This is a genomic window from Staphylococcus sp. CoH_129_LAB_1 (genome assembly GCF_058191515.1).
On sequence record NZ_JBXWKZ010000003.1, the window covers coordinates 86,651 to 107,633 of the forward strand.

Annotated in this window: 17 protein-coding genes; 9 read left to right on the forward strand and 8 right to left on the reverse strand. The window is 32.0% G+C overall.

Translation table 11 applies throughout. The features are described from left to right. Window positions 1-100 precede the first annotated feature (100 nt). From AC2FB1_RS02005 to AC2FB1_RS02020, 4 genes are read left to right on the forward strand one after another with little or no spacing between them, the layout of a single operon-like run. Window positions 101-1,399, forward strand: coding sequence for a betaine/proline/choline family ABC transporter ATP-binding protein (locus AC2FB1_RS02005; protein ID WP_490673607.1), 1,299 nt, complete (start codon window positions 101-103; stop codon window positions 1,397-1,399). Beyond that, window positions 1,399-2,034, forward strand: a complete 636-nt coding sequence (locus AC2FB1_RS02010) for an ABC transporter permease (RefSeq protein WP_490673609.1) — start codon at window positions 1,399-1,401, stop codon at window positions 2,032-2,034. The genes AC2FB1_RS02005 and AC2FB1_RS02010 overlap by 1 nt, the downstream gene beginning before the upstream one ends. A gap of 24 nt (window positions 2,035-2,058) precedes the next feature. Further along, entirely contained in the window at window positions 2,059-2,997 is a 939-nt protein-coding gene (locus AC2FB1_RS02015; RefSeq protein ID WP_490673610.1) for an osmoprotectant ABC transporter substrate-binding protein, read from the forward strand. Between the two features lie 2 nt (window positions 2,998-2,999). Continuing rightward, window positions 3,000-3,677 carry an ABC transporter permease gene (locus AC2FB1_RS02020; RefSeq protein ID WP_490673612.1) on the forward strand — a complete coding sequence of 226 codons (678 nt, stop codon included), beginning with the start codon at window positions 3,000-3,002 and terminating at the stop codon, window positions 3,675-3,677. A 63-nt stretch (window positions 3,678-3,740) separates the two neighbouring features. On the opposite strand, the gene lrgB is transcribed toward AC2FB1_RS02020, so the two are convergent. The 4 genes from lrgB to AC2FB1_RS02040 form a co-directional block, all read right to left on the reverse strand. After that, a complete protein-coding gene (lrgB, locus tag AC2FB1_RS02025) occupies window positions 3,741-4,442 on the reverse strand; it encodes an antiholin-like protein LrgB (RefSeq protein ID WP_048762187.1) in 702 nt (233 codons plus the stop codon). Further along, window positions 4,442-4,897: an antiholin-like murein hydrolase modulator LrgA gene (gene lrgA / locus AC2FB1_RS02030; protein ID WP_490673613.1), complete on the reverse strand. Its 456-nt coding sequence runs from the start codon at window positions 4,895-4,897 to the stop codon at window positions 4,442-4,444. Before lrgA ends, lrgB begins: the two co-directional genes overlap by 1 nt. Before the next feature lie 236 nt (window positions 4,898-5,133). Continuing rightward, window positions 5,134-5,904, reverse strand: a complete 771-nt coding sequence (locus AC2FB1_RS02035; protein WP_490673614.1) for a response regulator transcription factor LytR — start codon at window positions 5,902-5,904, stop codon at window positions 5,134-5,136. 1 nt (window position 5,905) lies between these two features. Next, entirely contained in the window at window positions 5,906-7,660 is a 1,755-nt protein-coding gene (locus tag AC2FB1_RS02040) for a LytS/YhcK type 5TM receptor domain-containing protein (RefSeq protein WP_490673615.1), read from the reverse strand. A gap of 269 nt (window positions 7,661-7,929) precedes the next feature. Between AC2FB1_RS02040 and AC2FB1_RS02045 the strand changes: the two genes are divergently transcribed. From AC2FB1_RS02045 to AC2FB1_RS02055, 3 genes are all read left to right on the forward strand, one after another. Beyond that, window positions 7,930-9,330 carry an MFS transporter gene (locus tag AC2FB1_RS02045; protein ID WP_490673616.1) on the forward strand — a complete coding sequence of 467 codons (1,401 nt, stop codon included), beginning with the start codon at window positions 7,930-7,932 and terminating at the stop codon, window positions 9,328-9,330. A gap of 169 nt (window positions 9,331-9,499) precedes the next feature. Then, window positions 9,500-10,432, forward strand: coding sequence for a 2-dehydropantoate 2-reductase (locus AC2FB1_RS02050; RefSeq protein WP_490673618.1), 933 nt, complete (start codon window positions 9,500-9,502; stop codon window positions 10,430-10,432). A gap of 96 nt (window positions 10,433-10,528) precedes the next feature. Continuing rightward, window positions 10,529-11,002, forward strand: coding sequence for a DUF1440 domain-containing protein (locus AC2FB1_RS02055; protein WP_490673619.1), 474 nt, complete (start codon window positions 10,529-10,531; stop codon window positions 11,000-11,002). Between the two features lie 69 nt (window positions 11,003-11,071). On the opposite strand, the gene yidC is transcribed toward AC2FB1_RS02055, so the two are convergent. Both yidC and AC2FB1_RS02065 read right to left on the reverse strand, forming a co-directional pair. After that, window positions 11,072-11,923 carry a membrane protein insertase YidC gene (yidC, locus tag AC2FB1_RS02060; RefSeq protein ID WP_490673620.1) on the reverse strand — a complete coding sequence of 284 codons (852 nt, stop codon included), beginning with the start codon at window positions 11,921-11,923 and terminating at the stop codon, window positions 11,072-11,074. 97 nt (window positions 11,924-12,020) lie between these two features. Further along, complete coding sequence (locus tag AC2FB1_RS02065) at window positions 12,021-13,514, reverse strand: serine hydrolase domain-containing protein (RefSeq protein WP_490673621.1); 1,494 nt, start codon at window positions 13,512-13,514, stop codon at window positions 12,021-12,023. Window positions 13,515-13,787: 273 nt separating this feature from the next. Here AC2FB1_RS02065 and AC2FB1_RS02070 point away from each other — a divergent pair, with 273 nt between their 5' ends. Then, on the forward strand, window positions 13,788-15,614 hold the full coding sequence (locus tag AC2FB1_RS02070; RefSeq protein WP_490673622.1) for an APC family permease: 1,827 nt from the start codon (window positions 13,788-13,790) through the stop codon (window positions 15,612-15,614). Window positions 15,615-16,070: 456 nt separating this feature from the next. On the opposite strand, the gene AC2FB1_RS02075 is transcribed toward AC2FB1_RS02070, so the two are convergent. Then, on the reverse strand, window positions 16,071-18,233 hold the full coding sequence (locus AC2FB1_RS02075; protein ID WP_490673623.1) for a cation:proton antiporter: 2,163 nt from the start codon (window positions 18,231-18,233) through the stop codon (window positions 16,071-16,073). A gap of 129 nt (window positions 18,234-18,362) precedes the next feature. Then, window positions 18,363-19,763 (reverse strand): amino acid permease, encoded by a 1,401-nt coding sequence (locus tag AC2FB1_RS02080; protein ID WP_490673624.1) that lies wholly within the window; start codon window positions 19,761-19,763, stop codon window positions 18,363-18,365. A 302-nt stretch (window positions 19,764-20,065) separates the two neighbouring features. Here AC2FB1_RS02080 and AC2FB1_RS02085 point away from each other — a divergent pair, with 302 nt between their 5' ends. Beyond that, on the forward strand, window positions 20,066-20,878 hold the full coding sequence (locus AC2FB1_RS02085) for a metallophosphoesterase (protein WP_490673625.1): 813 nt from the start codon (window positions 20,066-20,068) through the stop codon (window positions 20,876-20,878). Window positions 20,879-20,983 lie beyond the last annotated feature (105 nt).

Sequence of the window (20,983 nt, forward strand, 5' to 3'; positions counted from 1 at the left end):
TAGCCATATGGTTCTTGATTGAGATAATCAAAAATAGAATACTTTGGCTTTTTTGTATTTAAAGTGTGCTCATCATTAATATGGTAGAAGGGGACAGCTTATGACGCTTAGTATTAAAAACCTTACTAAAATTTACTCTGGAAATAAGAAAGCAGTCGATAATATTTCTTTAGATATTGAATCCGGAGAATTTATTGCATTTATCGGAACGAGTGGTAGTGGTAAAACGACAGCATTAAGAATGATTAATCGCATGATTGAACCTACAGAAGGCACAATTGAAATGAATGGTAAAGATGTACGTAGTATGAATCCAGTGGAATTACGTCGTAGTATTGGATATGTGATTCAACAAATTGGATTAATGCCACATATGACCATTAGAGAAAACATTGTGCTCGTTCCAAAACTTTTAAAATGGTCTAAAGAAAAGAAAGATGCCAAAGCAAAAGAGTTAATTAAATTAGTCGATTTACCTGAAGATTACTTAGATCGTTATCCCTCTGAATTATCAGGAGGACAACAACAACGTATTGGTGTAGTTAGAGCACTCGCAGCAGAACAAGATATTATTCTAATGGACGAACCGTTCGGTGCACTAGATCCCATAACAAGAGATACGTTACAAGATTTAGTTAAAGATTTACAAAGAAAATTGGGTAAAACATTTATTTTTGTAACTCATGATATGGATGAAGCTATTAAGTTAGCAGACAAAATTTGTATTATGTCAAAAGGCCAAATTGTTCAATATGATACCCCTGACAATATTTTAAGACATCCAGCAAATGACTTTGTTAGAGAATTTATTGGGCAAAATAGGCTGATTCAAGATCGACCAAACATGAGAACGGTTGAAGATGCGATGATTAAACCAATTACTATTCAAGCTGACGATTCTCTTAATGATGCAGTTAATATTATGAGAAAACATCGTATAGACACTATTTTTGTAGTGAATAATAAACATCGTCTATTAGGTTTCTTAGATATTGAAGATATCAATCAAGGATTACGTCAAGATAAAGAATTAATTGATACGATGCAGCGTGATGTTTATAAAGTACATATCGATTCAAAACTACAAGATTCAGTACGAACTATTTTAAAACGTAATGTACGTAATGTGCCTGTAGTAGATGATAATCATACATTAATTGGACTGATTACACGAGCAAACCTAGTAGATATTGTGTATGACTCTATTTGGGGTGAAGATAATGAAACTAGTCAATCTTCTAAAACCTATTCAAATGAAGTTGAGCGAGAGAATGAACGTCAAAATGAAACGCAACAACGTTTAACATCGCAAGATACACAACGTTATCATGAAGATATTATGAACGGAACAGATAGAGAACATACCCATAATACGGATGATACAGGAGTTGATCGTTAATGAGAGACTTTTTTGCACAATACGGAGATGAACTCGTATCGAAAACGATAGAACATTTCTATATTTCTATTATTTCGTTACTTATCGCTATTGTCGTAGCTGTACCAATTGGTATTTTATTATCAAAAACAAAACGTACGGCAAATGTTGTATTGACTATTGCAGGTGTACTTCAAACGATACCAACACTTGCCATTTTAGCACTTATGATCCCAATTTTTGGTGTAGGTAAGACACCAGCAATTGTAGCTTTATTTATCTACGTATTATTACCTATCTTAAACAATACAGTATTAGGCGTTCAAAATATTGATAAAAACATTATTGAAGCAGGAACAAGTATGGGTATGACAAAACTTCAATTAATGAAAGATGTGGAATTGCCACTTGCTTTACCATTGATTATCAGTGGCATACGTCTTGCAAGTGTATATGTCATTAGCTGGGCTACACTTGCGAGTTATATTGGAGCAGGTGGTTTAGGTGATTTAGTATTTAATGGCTTAACTCTCTATGAACCACCAATGATTATTAGTGCTACGATTTTAGTGACTTGTTTAGCACTGATTGTGGATTTCTTATTATCTTTAGTCGAAAAATGGGTAGTACCTAAAGGACTCAAAGTATCTAGATAATGAATAAGGGAGGAATGAATGGATATGAAACGTATTAAATATATAGTTACTGTTCTTGCATTGTCTCTCGTCTTATTGTCTGGATGCGGGTTACCCGGCTTAGGTGACAGTAATTCGAAAGACAGTGTGAAAATTACAGCGACTGAAAGTAGTGAAACCAAAATAGTAGCAAATATTGAGAAATTAATGATTGAACATTATACAAATGGAGATATCAAACCAAACATTATTGGGAATTTAGGTTCTAGTATTGTTCAACATAATGCACTTATGCGTGGAGATGCTAATATGTCAGCGGTGCGTTTTACAGGAACAGAGTTAACAAGTGTACTTGATGCACCTCCAACTAGAGATGCGAATAAAGCAATGGATGAGTCACAGCGATTATTTAAAAAGAAATATAATCAAAAATATTATAATTCACTTGGCTTTGAAAACACGTATGCTTTTATGGTAACAAAAGAAACTGCTGATAAATATCACTTAGAAAAAGTATCAGACTTAGAAAAATATACAGATCAGTTACGCTTGGGTATGGATACTCAATGGATGAATCGTGCTGGAGATGGATACCCAGCTTTCCAAAAAGAGTATGGCTTTAAGTTCAAAAGTGCACGTCCAATGCAAATTGGTTTAGTGTATGATGCACTTAAAAACAAAAAGTTAGATATTGCTGTTGGTTACTCCACAGACGGACGTATTGCAGCGTATAATTTGAAAATCTTAAAAGATGATCGTAACTTTTTCCCTCCATATGATGGTAGTCCGTTAGCCACAGAAGAATTAATTAAAGACCATCCAGAGATTGATAAAGCTTTAACAAAATTAGAAAATACAATAAGTACAAAAGAAATGCAAAAACTGAATTATGAAGCAGATGGGAAGGGAAAAGAGCCAGCCGTCATTGCAGAAGAATTTGTTAAAAAACATAATTATTTTGAAGATAAGAAAGGTGGTCAATAACAGTGAAAGGGAATTTGTTAAGTTCGCTTTATGAATATTACACTTTGAATTTTGGCTATCTGATGGAACTCTTTTTTAAACATTTATTAATGTCTATATATGGAGTATTGTTTGCCTGTATTATTGGCATTCCAATTGGTATTTTAATTGCGCGTTATTCAAAAATAGCATGGCCAGTGATTACTATTGCTAATATTATTCAAACTGTGCCAGCTATTGCAATGCTTGCCATACTTATGTTGGCATTAGGACTCGGTCCATCAACAGTTGTATTTGCAGTATTTTTATATGCCTTGCTACCGATCATTAAAAACACATACACAGGTATTACAGAAGTTGACTCCAACATTAAAGACGCAGGTAAAGGTATGGGAATGACCAATAACCAAGTTATGCGTATGATTGAGCTTCCGCTATCACTATCTGTGATAATCGGTGGTATTCGTATTGCACTTGTTGTAGCAATAGGAATTGTTGCTATTGGTTCATTTATTGGCGCACCGACGCTAGGAGACATTATTATTCGTGGAACGAATTCTACTGATGGTACAGTCTTTATTCTTGCAGGTGCGATTCCAATTGCATTAATTGCGATTTTAATTGATATTGGTCTGCGTTTATTAGAAAAAAAATTAGATCCCACACATCGTTCTAGTAAACAAGTACAAAGTTTAAGATAAAATAAAAGCGTTGCTTAGACGATGACTAAGTTGTTACTTAGTTCGTCAGCAACGCTTTTTTAATTAGAATAATAGTGAAGCAAGTGGTGGTACGATCACAACAATAATCACACCTACAATAACTACTGCAATACTTCCCATTGATTCTTCTGTTTCTCCTAGTTCTTTAGCAGCGGCAACACCAAGTGTGTGTCCACTTGTACCAAGAGCTAAACCACGTGCAATTGGATTTGAAATTTTAAACATTTTTACAATTTTGCCACCTAACGCTGAAATAACGACAGCGTTAAGGATAACTGCTAATGACGTTAATTCTTTTACGCCACCGATACCGTCAGATACCGGTAAGGCAATCGCAGTTGTTGCAGCTTGAGGTAACATAGACGCACTAATTTGATCACCTAAGTGGAATAATGTTGCAACTAAATAGATTAAGATTAAAGCAACTAGTGTACCAACAGCAATACCACCAAAAATTTGTAACCAATACTTTCTAAGTACATGACGTTTTTTATAAAGTGGAATCGCGAAACTAATTGTTGCAGCTTCTAAGAAGAAGTTGATAATATCTCCACCAATTTTATAGTTATCGTAACTAATACCAGTTACTTTTAAAAAGACAATTCCTGCCACCATCGCTACAAATAAAGGTGCTAGTAGGAAAAAGCCATTTGTTTTTTTGTAGAAATATTGTGCAATAATATATGGAATTAATGAGACTAAAATACCAAAATAAGGTGTTGTAATACCTAAGTGATCAACCATTAGTTTTCCTCCTTAAGTCGTGTTTTTTCATTTTGTTCTTCAGTAGGGAATAATGTTTTTGTTACAAACAATTGTGATACATAGCCCACACTGACTAATAATAATAATGTTGAAATAATAATTAATAGAATAATTAAAATTGGATGTTGACTTAAAAGTGGTAATGAATTAATAACTGACACACCGGCTGGTACGAATAAGAAACCGATATTATTAGTTAGAGCGGTTCCCACACCCTCAACTTGTCCTAATTTTACGATTCCCGTACTTAATAAAATAAATAATAATACAAGTCCAATTACCGATGCAGGCATTGGAAACGGAATGAATGATTCGATAATTTTTGAAACAAATAATACAGCAACAATTGTTAATACTTGAATGAAAAAATTATAAGTTTTACTTACTTTTGCATTTCCATGAGTATTAGCGGTAGTTGAATTGTTTTTCGCCATATTGAAACTCTCCCTCTTTTTCCTTTTTCTCTTAATATCAGTATAAAATGAAATCGCTTTCTTTAGTGAAGTTTAGAATTGAGTTACAAAAATTAATAGGTGAGTTGCAGTAATCTCTAGTTGAAAATCAGAAGTTGTTTATAGAATAGAAAATTAACTATGTTTACAATAAAAAAGGCTTTTAATCTAACACCTCGTAACATGAAATGTTAGGTTAAAAGCTGACATAATATATATTAAATAAGACCAATTTCTTGTTTGAATGATTTCATAAATGAACGACTAACTTGAAATTTAACATTTGTTGTCATTGTCACTTGATACGTATAATTAAACCAATGTTCTACGCTTTCAATATGTTTTTTATTAATAATCGTAGATCTATGAATTTTTATAAATAATTGTTTAGGTAATTTTTTTTCATAATAATTAAGTGGCTCTGACGTTTCGTACGTGCGTTTAATAGTTGTAATTGTAGTGATCCCATTATTCACAGAAATAGCAATGATATCTTCTAAATTAATAACATAAATACGTTCATCCTCTTCAATTGGAAGGACATTTTGATCATTCAATTGACCTTTTGAATGGTCTGGCGACGGAGCTATTTGACCCTCATTAGCTGACGAGTTGACTTGATGTTTTGCTTCTATTAGTTTTTTTACTTTTTGAACCGCTTGTTCGGTACGTTCTAATTCAAACGGCTTTAATATATAATCAACTGCATTTAATTCAAATGCCTTTACTGCAAACGTATCATGTGCCGTAGCGAAAATAATATAGGGAGGGTGTTTCATTTTTTGAATTTTGTGAGCTAAATCAATACCATTTTCATCCATTAAATTAATATCTAAAAATACTAAATCATATGTATGGTAGAGTAATTTTTCTAATGTTTCTTCAATATTTTCAGCTTCATCGATGATTTCGAAGATGGATATTTCATTTAATAAGTAATGTAATTCATTACGTGCTAATGGTTCATCATCAACAATAAGTGTTCTCAATTTAATGATCCTCCTTTATTAAATGGTATGGAATCATGCAGCTTACTGTTGTTCCATGATCAGATGTATCAAAATGTAACTTTGCATTAGAACCATATAAACCTATGAGACGGCGATTTAAGTTTTCTAGTGCGCTGCCGGTTCCTGTTTCTGAAGCCACACTGATTTGTCCGAGTGATGGTAATTTTTCAGGCGCTATACCATGTCCATTATCACTGACTGATATTTTTAATGATGCTTGTTCGTATTGAACATCTACACAAATGACGTTATCTTTTCGTCGATGTTTGAATGCGTGTTTAATTGCGTTCTCCACTAAAATTTGGATAATAAATGGTGGAATCAATGCATGTTTATATACTTCATCAATATGATATGAAATGGTAAAACGATTAGGGAAACGTGCTTGTTCTAACGATAAATACGCTTTAACTTGTTGTAATTCTTTTTCTAAAGTAATTGTGCTATTACGAGCACCTTGTAAATTTGATCTAAAAAATTGACTTAGTTGTAAAAGTAACTTGCGTGCTTGTTCACTGTCAATTCGTACAAGAGCGGAAATGGTGTTAATCGCATTAAAGAAAAAGTGTGGATTAACTTGAGCTTGTAAAGATTTAATCTCGGCATCTCGTAACAATTTACTTTGTGTTTCGGCAAGCCCTAATTCTAACTGGCTTGAGAAAATATCGGCTAAACCTCGAGCCAGTTGTTTTGTTGATGTTGTAATATGATTATAATCTGTAAAATAAAATTTTAAAGTTCCAGCGACATTGCCATTTGTCATTAATGGTACAACAATTGCTTCACGTAGAGGGCAATTTGGATTATTACATCCAATATCCTCTTTGGAATTTGCTTCTTTTAATTGACCTGTGCGTATGACTTCCTTAGATAAATTAGTAATAATTTCTTTTTTAGCGAGATGATGATCACTACCCGCTCCCACGTGTGTTAAGATGTCTCTTTTATTTGTAATTGCTACAGCAGATACTTTCATTAAGCGAAGTATAATTTCAGCTACAGGACGAGCTGATTTTTCATTTAATCCTGAACGGAAATAAGGTAGCGTTTTATTTGCTAATTCAAGAACATCATGTGTTTGGATTGCTCGTGCTTGTTCTTCTTGTTTTAAAGTAGACAAAATAATAGATAAAAATAATGCAGATCCAATACTATTAATTAAAATCATTGGAAAAGCGATAAATTTAACTAGTGACCAAGCGGTTGAAAAATCATCTGTAAAAAATAAAATACAAGCCATTTGAATACATTCATTAATTATCCCGATGATGGCGCCGATTAGAACGGTTGGATAGCGGTTATGTTTCATCGTCCGATAACCATAAAAGCCCGAAACTAACGCAATAATAACAGATGAAAATAGGTAAGTATAAGCATTGGCTCCCCCAATGATAATTCGTGATAAGCCTGAAACGATACCAACGATAATCGCTACAAAAGGGCCACCAATTAAACCAGACATTCCAATCGTTAACACTCGGGTATTCGCAAGTGAAGCTTCGCTACTCAAGTGATAGTAAATATTACTAGAAATAATTTTGCCATGCTCAATTTCAATTCCAGTAAAGTTAGAAATAATTGCAAATAAAGAGAATAGAATGGTTAATTCCCATTGAGCACGTAGTTTTTCACGTGCACTCATAATAATTTTAAAGTGAGAAATATTCATTAAAATGTAAGCAATAATAATAATTAAGCCTACACGTTCGAGTAATAAGATAAATAAATTAAACATTTTTGCACCTATTGAATATATTAATAAAATTCAAAATTTTTATTATACTTTTTATTATAGTATGGAAAATTTAAAGTTGATAGTTTAAAATGTTTACTTATAAAAATTAAAAACTGAATTTATAACAATCATTAATTTATTTTGAAAAATAATATTTTGGTAAATGGAAATTAAAGTATTTATTACATCATTAACTGTAACTATGATACAGTTTTATTATACTTTAAAAATAAATTAGTTTTTCACAAAGTAGGAGGAATTTTTTCATAATGAAATCTTCAAATGAATTTAGGGGAGATAATCGTTTACTTATAGGGATTATTATTAGTGTTTTAACCTTCTGGTTATTTGCACAATCGTTAGTTAATATTGTCCCTGTGCTTCAATCATCGTTTAATACCGATATGGGTTTAATCAATATTGCAATTAGTTTGACAGCACTATTCTCAGGTTTATTCATTGTTGGCGCTGGTGATGTTGCTGATAAATTTGGTCGAGTGAAAATGACTTATTTGGGATTAGGTTTAAATATTTTAGGTTCTTTATTACTTATTATTTCACCTGTGCCTTGGTTGTTATTAGTAGGACGTGCATTGCAAGGTTTGTCTGGTGCTTTTATTATGCCATCAACACTTGCAATAATTAATGAATATTACATAGGAAAAGAAAGACAAAGAGCTGTCAGTTTTTGGTCTATTGGCTCATGGGGAGGAAGCGGAATATGCTCTCTTTTTGGTGGGTTAGTGGCTTCAACTATAGGATGGCAGTGGATTTTCATCATTTCAATCGCTTTATCAATACTGTCATTTTTCTTAATTAAACATACGCCAGAAACAAAAAACGAAGAAAATGCTCATTCAGATCAGCAAAGTCAACGTTTTGACGTGATGGGTTTAATTTTATTAGTGATTACTCTATTAAGTGTCAATGTTTTAGTGACACAAGCATCTGATCTTGGCATCATGTCTCCAATTATTTTATCGTTAGGTGCTGTCTTTTTAATTGCAGGTATTCTATTTGTGATTCGTGAAATTAAAACAGCTAATCCTCTTGTAGATTTTAGTTTGTTTAAAAATAAAGGATATAGTGGTGCAACACTTTCGAACTTTTTATTAAATGGTGTTGCAGGCGGTACGTTAATCGTTGTTAATACATATTATCAAAGTCATTTAGGATTCACTTCTTTACAAGCAGGTCTCATTTCAATTACTTACCTCGTTGCTGTATTAGTGATGATTCGTATTGGAGAAAAATTACTGCAAAAATTGGGTGCTAAAAAGCCATTATTAATAGGTAGTGCATTTACATTTTTTGGTTTAATTCTCTTATCATTAACATTTTTACCAAATTCTGCTTATATCATATCTAGTATTATTGGTTATTTACTATTTGGTATTGGTCTTGGAACGTATGCGACACCGTCAACAGATACTGCTGTTGATGAAGCACCTGATGATAAAGTAGGCGTTGCTTCTGGTTTATATAAAATGGCATCATCATTAGGTAATGCTTTCGGTGTAGCACTATCAAGTACCATTTATGGTGTGTGTGCTGCAAAAATGAATCTACAACTTGGTGGATTGACAGGTGTATTATTTAATGCAACGGTTGTTTTAATTGCATTTATTACTATTTTAATTTTAGTTCCAAAAAGAGTTAAAAATGCTTAATATTTAAAATAAATATGTCGCATAAACCCTAGACAATAGACGCGCTATTGTTTAGGGTTTAAAAATCATTTTAATTATCAAATAATTTTGAATATTTTATTTATTATATTGACGCATCTATAGCAAAGTAGTATTTTAAACATAAATTGAATAGAAGGAGTCGAATGTTATGAAAATAGCAATTGCTGGTTCAGGCGCATTGGGAAGTGGTTTCGGTGCGATGTTATATCGTCAAGATTATGATGTGACACTAATTGATGGTTGGGAGCCACAGGCAACAGCTGTAAAAAATGAAGGTTTACATATTGATATAAATGGAGAAGAACAGCATTTAAATATTCCAATGTATCAAGATACAGAAGTACCAAGTGAACTTCAATTTGACGTTATATTTTTATTTACAAAAGCTATGCAACTTGAAAGCATGTTAAAACATATCCAGCCCCATATTCATGATAAAACGATTATGGTTTGTACAATGAATGGTCTAAAGCATGAAGATTATATTGTCAATTACGTAGATAAATCACGTATTGTTCGTGGTGTAACTACATGGACGGCCGGCTTAGAATCACCCGGACATACTCACTTAATGGGTAGTGGACCAGTAGAGATTGGTTCTCTTGTACCAGAAGGACAGGATAATGTTGAAGTGATATTTAATATATTAAAAAAAGCAGAACTCAATCCACAAAAAAGTGACAACTTGCAACAATCTATTTGGAAGAAGATTTGCGTAAATGGTACAGCAAACGCACTATGTACAATTTTAGAATGCCGTTTATCAAACTTAAATGAAAGTGAATACGCAAGAAAACTTGTATATGACATTACTAAAGAAATAGTCGCGGTTGCAACTGTTGATGATGTGCATTTAAATGCAGATGAAGTGTATCGCTATCTTATCGATTTAAATGACAAAGTAGGTCCGCATTTCCCATCAATGTATCAAGATTTGATTAATAATAACCGACGTACTGAAATTGATTACATTAACGGAGCAGTAGCTCGCTTAGGCTCAAAACATCATATCGATGCACCAATTAATCAATTTGTAGCGAATATGGTACATGCCAAAGAAGAGCAACGTCAAGCTAAATAAAGGGTAGAAAGTAAGTTGAAAGTTGTTAACTCACTTTCTAATTTTTAGTCATAAGGGTAAATAAAGTATATAGTGATATAAGGAGTTGTGAGATTAATGAAACAGTCAACAAAAAGAATTATCATGACTGGCGTTATTGGCGGACTACTAAGTGGTGCAGTTAAAATAGGGTGGGAAGCGCTTTTTCCTCCTAGAACACCAGAACGTGAAGAAGAACCACCACCCATGACATTACTGCATAAAATGGATTTACCTGACAATGTTAAAAGTGCTACGTATCGCTATAACGAGAACGATATACCTATAACTGTCATGGGCATTCATTATGGGTTTTCAGTTGCAAATGCCATAGTATATGGATTACTTGCTGAAAAGTGTCCAAAAGTTACGACGTTAAAAGGTACATTATTTGGTATTTTAATTCATGTTGCATTTCATGAGTATCTTCTGCCTAAATTAAATCTAACGCCACAAGTTAAAGATTTACCTAAAGAGGAACGCATTTCAGAATTATTAGGTCATATTGTTTGGATGCATACGATTGACTTCATACGAAACAGCCATCGATAAACTATATAAAAGAGGAAACTAGCAAGAACTCAAAGTTCCACTAGTTTCCTCTTTTTTGTATTTATACATTTAATCGAGTTGATGATTTGAACTGCTTGGAGGTGTTTCTGACATTGATTGACGTCGAGCGTCAATACGTTGTCTCAATTTTTCTCCTTCAATTTTCCCCACTTTTGCATAATAACTATGAGCAAAGTGCATTTGAATAATTAAGAATGTAGCACTAATGGCCCAATACAAGCTTAGTGCCGAAGCAGAATGTAATGATGCGTAAGTGATGAATAAAGGTGATAAAACCATCATTACATAGTAAGAGCGACGCTCACTTTTAGGATAATGAATTGAATTGACAAGAGGTTGTATAAAATACATCAACGCTGCGATTATCGTCATTATGATATCAGTATGCATTAAATTAAACCATAAAAAATGAGGGTGCTGAGTGAGACCGCCACTTGTCGGATATTTAATTGACGTATATAGCCCTAAAAGAATTGGAATTTGAATTAAAATAGGCAATGTACCAATTAAATTTTTAAATGGATTAATTCCATAATCATTATATTTTTTCATTAATAAGCGATTTGCTGTACGTCGCTCTTCGGGCGATTGAGCTTCTTTAATTTTTTCTTGGATTTTATTAATTTCCGGTTTTACGACATCTGTTTTGCCACGAATAACATGAATGTTTTTTACTTGAATACACATGAGTGGCATCAGTATTAAACGCAATATAAATACAATGACGATAATAGCTAAACCATAGTTTTCATTGAATGCATGTCCTAAGACATGGAGTAAAGCATCCATTGGTTTTACAAATACAGTATAAAACAGGCCGTGTTGTTGTTCTTTATGAGAATAGTCACAACCTGCAAGCATTATTAAGGCCATCGGTAATAAGAACCAATTCTTTTTCATATTTAAACTCCTATACACTGGTCTTTAATAATCTTAGTCTTAGTGATATAAGCTTAACATAATAATAAAGAAAAGAAGACATACATGTTTGAACAGCCTATATTGATCGTTTAGATAGTGTGATAGTTTTTAGGATAAAATAACTCCATAGACTTGTCAGTAACAAAACGAAGCTAAATAATGTTATTTTCGCTTGTAATGGTAACCATGACATCATAAAACGCCAATCAGAATTTGATAATAAGAGTGTTGGAAGTAAGTAAAGTATCGATAAAATAAGTGTAAAAGTTAACATCATCATACTTATTTTGATGAGTAATCCACGAGACATCGTTTTAAAATAAATGGACTTAGATTTAAAAATTAAACGATAAATGATTAGAAAAATACTTGCTACAGCTATCAGTAAGATAATAGTGATGATGATAAACACGATATTCCACTGATTAATAAGATATTGTAATGTTTTAATATGTTGACCATTACTCATTTGTGTATTGAGATGCTGTGCAAGCTCGGCTACATTTTTTGAATAGCTATTAGCAAGAACTACAATGCCATAGCCTTTTTTTGGATTTAAAATAATATATGAAGAGAAGTTTTCAAGTGTACCAGGATGATATACAATGGTTTCTGAATGATTATCATCAATAAACCAACCTGCTGCATAGTGAACTTCTTGAGAATTATCTATTGCTTTAACTTTAGGTTGATGCGTTAGTTGAACTAATGATGCTACATTTTTTGGTGGACTAAGTTGAAACTTAATCCAAGAGGCTAAATCTTTTGTGTTCGTCATCATATAAGCAGCTGGATTATCTCCTAAATTAAATTCGGGATTATCAGCATAAGCTTTTCCTTTTTTTATTACATACCCTTGAGCGTCATTGTTCTTTTTCATATTACTTTCTTTTACAGTTGATTGCGTCATATGTAATGGTGTGAAAAGATGTGTGCTTAAATAATTCGCATATGATTGATGTGAAGCCTTTTGAACAATCAAACCTAAAATATCATAATTCATGTTGGAATACTCAAATTGCTTTCCTGGTTTAGCATCTAAATTACGTCCTTTGATACTATGAACAAGGCCTTCTAGACTGTTTGTGTCTTTTGTGATTTTATCATCATTTGTGATGTCTCCTGAAATACCACTTGTTTGAGCAATCAATTGATCTACTGTGATATCTACTTTTTTATGATTATATTTCATATAGAAACCTGGAATATAATGACTGACTTTATCATTGAGATTGATTTTATGTGCCTCAACAAGTTGCATAATGGCATAACCAGTAAATGCTTTAGTATTTGAAGCAATTTCAAAACGAGTATGTGGTGTGACTTTGGATTTCTTTTTAATATTTGAAAAACCATAGCCTTTATTAAGAATCGTCTTATTATTTTTTACAATAAGAACGGACATTCCTGGAATATGATCGTCTTTCATTTTATTAACAATCATTTTATCGATATCACTTTGTGACGATGGACTAAACATTGAATAACTGGGTTTTAATTTAATAGCTATGGAAAGAATAATGATTCCTACTAATAAAGTCATTCCAATCATGATAAATTCTTTTCTCATTTTTCCTTACTTCCTTACTTAATACTCCCTAAAATTGAACCTCTAAAAGTAGTATAGCAAGATTAAACTTAAACCGCTCTATACAAGTATTAAATACTGTTGACACCTCTTTATAACTAATAAAAAAGGAATATCCTAAAAATATAATTGTAAAAAGTTACTTAAAAAGTAATTTATACTATATTATTTCCTTGGAAATGTATACTTTTTCACCAAAAGGGAGTATATTTTATCCATTAAAAATGAATATTAAAAAAAGAGGTAAGAAAAGTTATGTTCACTCAATTTAAAAGACTTATTATTGGTAAGCCGAAAAAAAATAGAGACTTAAAAAATGAAAAAATCAGTAATTTTAAGGCTTTAGCAATTTTATCTTCTGACGCATTGTCTTCAGTAGCATATGGTCCTGAACAGATTTTAATTACTTTATCTATAGTGGGGGCTATTGCATCTTGGTATACGTTACCCATTGCTGCTGCTGTTTTAGTATTACTTGCAGCATTGATATTATCTTATCGTCAGATTATATATGCTTATCCAAAAGGTGGCGGCGCATATATGGTGTCTAAGACGAATTTAGGAGAAAAATGGGGGCTACTTGCTGGTGGCTCATTGTTAGTTGATTATATTTTAACAGTGGCAGTAAGCATTTCATCTGGAGCAGATGCATTTGTAGCAGCATTTCCAGCTTTATACCATCATAAAGTATTAATCGCATGTTTATTGGTACTATTTATTTTAATCATGAATTTACGTGGATTGACAGAGTCAGCAACTGTTTTGTCATATCCAGTGTATTTATTTATTATCGGGTTAATTGTCATGATTATTATTGGGACATGGAAGGTAGCGACTGGACAAGCGACGCCTCACATGCATGCGACAGTTGGAACAGCAGTTCCAGGAGTCACTTTATTTTTATTACTTAAAGCATTTTCTTCTGGGGCTTCTTCTTTAACTGGTGTAGAAGCGATATCCAATGCAGTAACTAATTTCAAAGATCCTGGTCCTAAAAATGCTGTTAAAACGTTAATTACAATGGGAAGCATCTTAGCTTTCTTACTTGTAGGAATTGTTGGATTAGCATATTGGTATGGTATTATGCCACAAACTGAAACAACTGTATTATCTCAACTTGCAATGAATATTTTAGGTAAGAATGTAGGGTATTACTTTGTTCAAGTGACAACTGTGATGATCCTTGTCCTTGCAGCTAATACTGGATTCACGGCTTTTCCAATGTTAGCTGCAAGTATGGCGAGAGATAAATATATGCCTCGCATGTTTAGTGTTAGGGGAGATCGTCTAGGTTATTCAAATTCAATTATTACTTTAGGACTTTGTGCGATATTACTCATTATCTTTTTCAATGGTAAAACAGAAAATCTTATTCCATTGTATGCAGTAGGTGTGTTTATTCCATTTACATTAGCACAATATGGAATGGTTTTGAAATGGATACGTAGTCGAGACAAAGGGTGGTCTATTAAACTCATTGCAAATGCTATAGGCGGTACCATTACGTTTATCGTATTTATGATTTTCTTAATCACAAAATTTAGTCAAGTTTGGCCAATTTTAATCTTTTTACCTATCGTTGTATTGATGTTTAAACGAATTAATACGCATTATAAAGACATCGCTGATCAACTTAGAACTGCAAAGGTTGTTCAAGATATGCCTGTTGTAGATAAAAATTTAGCAATTGTTCCTGTAAGTACGATTACTACAGCATTGAATAAATCGATTTATTATGCTCATATGATTGCTGATGATGTGATTGCCGTACATGTTTCATTTGGAGATCAAGCAGATAAGCTATTTGTTGAAAAATGGAAAAAACAATATCCGGATATTAGACTTGTGACTCTACATTCAGAATACCGAAGCGTTATTCGTCCAATATCACGATTTATTGATAAAATTAATAAAAAAGCGAATGATCAAAATTATGTCATTACAGTAGTCGTTACTGAATTTATTCCTAAAAAACCTTGGCATAATTTCTTACACAATCAAACAAGTTTTCGTATGAAAATGCATTTATTCTATCAAAAAAATGTTATTTTAGCGACGGTTCCTTATAAATTACAAAAATAACTGAGTATAAAAAGAAGAGTCTGGGACATAATTCCTAGCAAAATAGCCAGTAAATGATTTTTTTATCAATTCATTTACTGGTTTCTTTATTTACAATACTACGTAATGTTGGTAAGCTTTCTTAGGGGACAGCTTCAGCCTGTCCTGTTCCCTCAAGAGTTTCGCCAAAATACTTTGTGTTTATATGTAATTTTACATTGAAATACTTAAAAAATAAGGACTTTTCGTATAATTTAATAAATATCAATAAACTAAATTAACAAGGTTCCTTATATATCAAGAATATAACATGACTCAACTTACTCTAATAATGACACTCAATATAAGAAAACGAGCCACCCAACGAGTTGAAAATAATCAAAAATTTATAAAAAAGACAAGTTCTATATTATTTCAATAGAACTTGTCTTTTTTCACTTATCCAGAAACTTTATGTCCCAGACTCTCTTTTTTATATTAATGATTTAATTCCTTAGCAAGTACAATTTCATTATAGTTAATATTTTCGCGTAATTGTATAGCGATTTCATTTGTAACTTTATTTCTAGATATCAATTCATCTAAAATGTGACGTTGGGTATACAATGCTTCTAATTTAGCATCGTATTGTTGTTGTGTGTTTAATTCATAGATAAGTTTATTTTCTTCACGTTGACGTTTTCGATTTTGTTTTTGTTTTAATGTACGCGACAATGCATAATATTGATTAATAATTAGACTAACTTCGAGAACATTCGTACTATTTTGTTCTTCTTGAAGTCTCAAAGCAACTCTACGATTAACGATACGCATCATTTGTTGTACTTTTTTAAAACTATTTTTTAATTCTTCTTTTTCTATATGACGATGTTCTTTAAATAATTGTTGTTCTTTACGCTTTTGTTTGATGTAAGTTTGACTGCTTGGGAAAGGTTGATCGTTCTTATTTAAATGACGTATGTTTTTGTGTGAATCATTTCGTGCTTTAAATCTGAGAATCACAAGTTTTAGAAAACGATTGAATTTCTCTATCATGGACATTTCCCTATATGATTGTGTAAACTCCATTACTTTTCGATAATCACTTAAATCTTTCTTTGTGATACGTTCTTTTAAAATTAATTGTTGCAATGTTTCAGTTTCAACGCGTTCTGCAATATCACGTAGACGTCGTAACTCTTTCGTATTTTTATCATCAGTTTGTATATTAATTAAAAATGAAAGCTCATTAAAATATTGATTAAGAATAGGTCGATAATCTATATTTTTTTGTGTCTCTGATTTTTCTTTTAATGAACGAATCACATTTTGAACGATAAAAATTTTAGCTGATTGATAACTCATACCTTTAAAATGTGCTTGTGATTCAGATGGTGTGATTAATGGAAGAATAATTTGGGCAAAAATTAAACTAATGAGTACCATTAATGAGGCAATAAACAACAAATCATTTCGATAATCGAAATTTTGATTCCCGTTAATGATAAAAGGTAATGTTAATGCCATTGATAGAGAGATTGTTCCATGAATGCCACACATTGTCATAATAAATGCATAGTGACTTCGTTTAGGTGGATTTGTTTCTTCATCTTCATCTAAATATGCTTCAACATTTTTGGGATAGTAAAAATCTTTAAACCACACATAAATCCAAATAAATCTAAAAATATATATAGCGAATGCGATGAGAAACGTAATAATAATTAAGAAACTTAAATTTTGTGGTTCATCATGAACGATTTCAATCATGACTTCGGGTACGATATAACCTAATACTACAAATACAAAACCATTTAATGCGTAACTTAATGTATTCCAGATTTGATTGTAGTTCATTTGTAATTCAGTTTGTGCGCGAATAAGACGATCACGCTCTAAACCATGAATTAAACCTGCTACTACAACTGCAATGATTCCTGAAGCATGAACTTCTTCTGCTACAAAGTACACAATAAAAGGTGTGAGTAGCTGTATAAAAGTGAGTGTATTACTATCTTTTAAGCCTTTGTTAGAGGTTAAATAAACACGTAAACTTACAACTAAGGTACCAATGATTATACCTACTAAAATACCTAGGAATGTTGAAAGAAGAAATTGACCAATTGCATTCATAGCTGAAAAACTACCTGTCACAAGAGCAGTGACCGCAATTTTAAAAGAAATGATACCTGCAGCATCATTTAATAGAGACTCTCCTTCTAGAATTGTCATAGAACCTTTAGGTAACACTTTACCTTTAGTGATGGCTGACACAGCAACAGCATCTGTAGGACATAGTATGGCTGCAATAGCAAAAGCAGCGGGCATAGGTAAATTAGGCCAAATCCAATGAATGAAAAAGCCAACCCCAATCACAGTTGTAAACACTAATCCCATTGCCATAAGCACAACAGGTTTTCGATATTCTAGAAGCTTTTCTCTAGAAACATGCGTTCCTTCTACAAATAAGAGTGGAGCAATGACAGCCATCATAAAGACTTCTGATTCGAATTTAAAATGTAGAGGAATAGGTAAGATAAATAAAGCTACACCCAGGGCAATTTGAATGAATGCTGTTGGAATTTTAGGGAAGCGATGATAAATAATAGAACTAATAATAACGGCAAGTATAAATAATAAGAAAGCTTCTAATAATTCCATATGTATGTGACTCCTTACTTTTTTAATTAATATTTTATCATGATTAAAAAAAGAATGAGATATTTTAATATATTCCATTCTTAAGAAGCAGAAAAGCGGAACTGAATTCAGTTCCGCTTAATAAAATAATTAGTTATTGATTGATTCTCGAGGTTGTTGACGTGTATTTTTAGCTAAATCTTCAGCATTTTTCTTATATTTTTTATAGAACAAGAATAGGAATATAAACCAAACTGGTGAAATAAATATGGCAATTCTCGTATTAGTACTAAAGAACAATAACACAAAAACAAATAAGAAAAACAGAAGAACGACATAGGCCATTGCTTTACCACCGAAAAGTTTAAATTTATTGTTTTTATGTTCTTCCGGATTTTTTCGTACATATATAATGTAAGAAATAATAATCATTGTCCAAACAACTATAAATAATACTGTTGAAAGTGTAGTGACATAAATAAATAATTGAATAGCATCTGGGAAGACAAAGTTTAGTAATGCAGCTAGAAGTAATGTCCCAGAAGATACGAGCATAGATAAGTAAGGTACACTGTGGTGATTTGTCTTGCTTAATATTTTAGGCCCTAGCCCTTGTTTAGATAAACCGAATAAAATACGACTATTAGAATAAATACCACTATTCGTTGCGGAAGCGGCAGCAGTTAATACGACAAAGTTAACAAGTCCCGCTGCAAAAGGCAGACCGATCATACTAAATAACATAACAAATGGACTCGCATCAGAGTTTATTTTATTCCAAGGTATGACTGACATGATTACAAGTAAACCACCAACATAGAATAATAAAATTCTAATAGGTACATTATTAATAGCTTTTGGAATAACTGTACGTGGATCTTTAGTTTCCCCAGCTGTTACACCAATCAATTCAATACCAATAAATGAATATACGGCAATTTGGAAAGACATTAAGAATCCCAATGTACCATTTGGGAATATTCCTCCATGATTGATAAGATTACTGAAAGAAGCATGTCCATAAGTTGTTTTAAACGAGAAGAAAATCATCACTAATCCGACGATAATCATGGCAATAATGGTAATGATTTTTATAATAGAGAACCAAAACTCTAACTCTCCAAATAATTTCGCACCTAGCATGTTAAATGAAATAAGTAAGAGTACAATAAATAATACAGTGAGCCAATGAGGGATTTGTGGAAACCAAAAGCTAAAATATTGTCCCATTGCAGTTAAATCGGACATGCTTGAAACAATCCAAGATAACCAATATGTCCAACCGATAACAAATCCCCCGAATGGGCCCAAATATTCATTGGCAATATCAACAAATGAATTGAAGCGTGTATTACTAAGTAATAATTCTCCAAGTGCTCGCATAAATGCAAATAACACCATACCAATAATTAAATAAGTGATGAGTAGAGATGGACCGGTTAGTGAAATAGTTTGCCCAGATCCTAAAAATAAACCCGTCCCAATAGCGCCACCAATTGCAATTAATTGAATGTGTCTATTACTTAATTCTCTTTCTAACTTTCTTGCCATAGGTTTCCCCCTTGGAAAGGAATTTACGTTATTTTGTAAACGCTTTCTTTTATTTGAATAAATTTTGCTTTTAACAAAGCTAGAAAATAATGTAAATTAATATAATACGAATTAATATTTAGAATATTCAGATATTTTAATGTTTTGAGTTTTTAACTTTGCTAAAAGATATGTTTATTATACTCTTAATTTTCAAAAAAACAAATAATGTTTATATAACTATGAAAAACAGAATAATTTATATTTATAATAATCTATGGCATAATAGATAAAATTTAAAAATGAATTAGAGGAGTAGAGAAATGAGAATCGGAGCGGTTTCTGATTTACATATAGATAGACATCCTAAATTAAAGCCCACTGTATATCTAGAAACATTAATTAAAGTGGTACAACGTAGAGAGATTGATTTGCTGTTAATTGCAGGAGATATTTCAAATTATTATAAAGATAGCTATCAATTTATTAAAGATTTAAAAACATCTTTACACATTCCCATATTATTTGTTCCAGGAAATCATGATTATTGGAAAGCAGAGGGTGAAACGACGTCTCAAGATATTTATAACTTTTATAGAAACCAGCCAGAATGTTTATTGGATCATCCATATATTATTAATGATGATTGGGCTATTGTAGGCCATACTGCATGGTATGATTACAGTTACGCAGATAAAAAGTTTGAAGAGACTCATTTACAAAGTGGGAAATATTATGGAGCCACTTGGCAAGATAAAGTAAAGATTGATTGGGAAGAAGATGATATTACCTTATCTAAAAAGGCAGCTAAGTATGTTAAACAAGAATTGAAGCAACTTCATGATAAACACATTATTTTAATGACCCATATTGTAACGCATCCTCAGTTTGTAGTACCTACACCTCATCGAATTTTTGATTTTTTTAATGCATTTATAGGTACATCTGATTTTGACAAATTATATCAACAGTTTCCGATTAAATACAGTATCATGGGACATGTCCATTTTCGTAAATCATTAATAGACAATGGTATTACATTCCTATGTCCTTGTTTAGGTTATAGAAGAGAATGGCGAACAGATAATATTTACGAAGAAATAAATCATGCATTAATGGATTTTACTATAGAATAAAAAAGAAAGAGGCTAGGACATAATTCCTAAAAAATAGCCAGTAAATGAGTTTTTTATAAATTCATTTACTGGCTTCTTTATTTACAATACTACGTATTGTTGGCT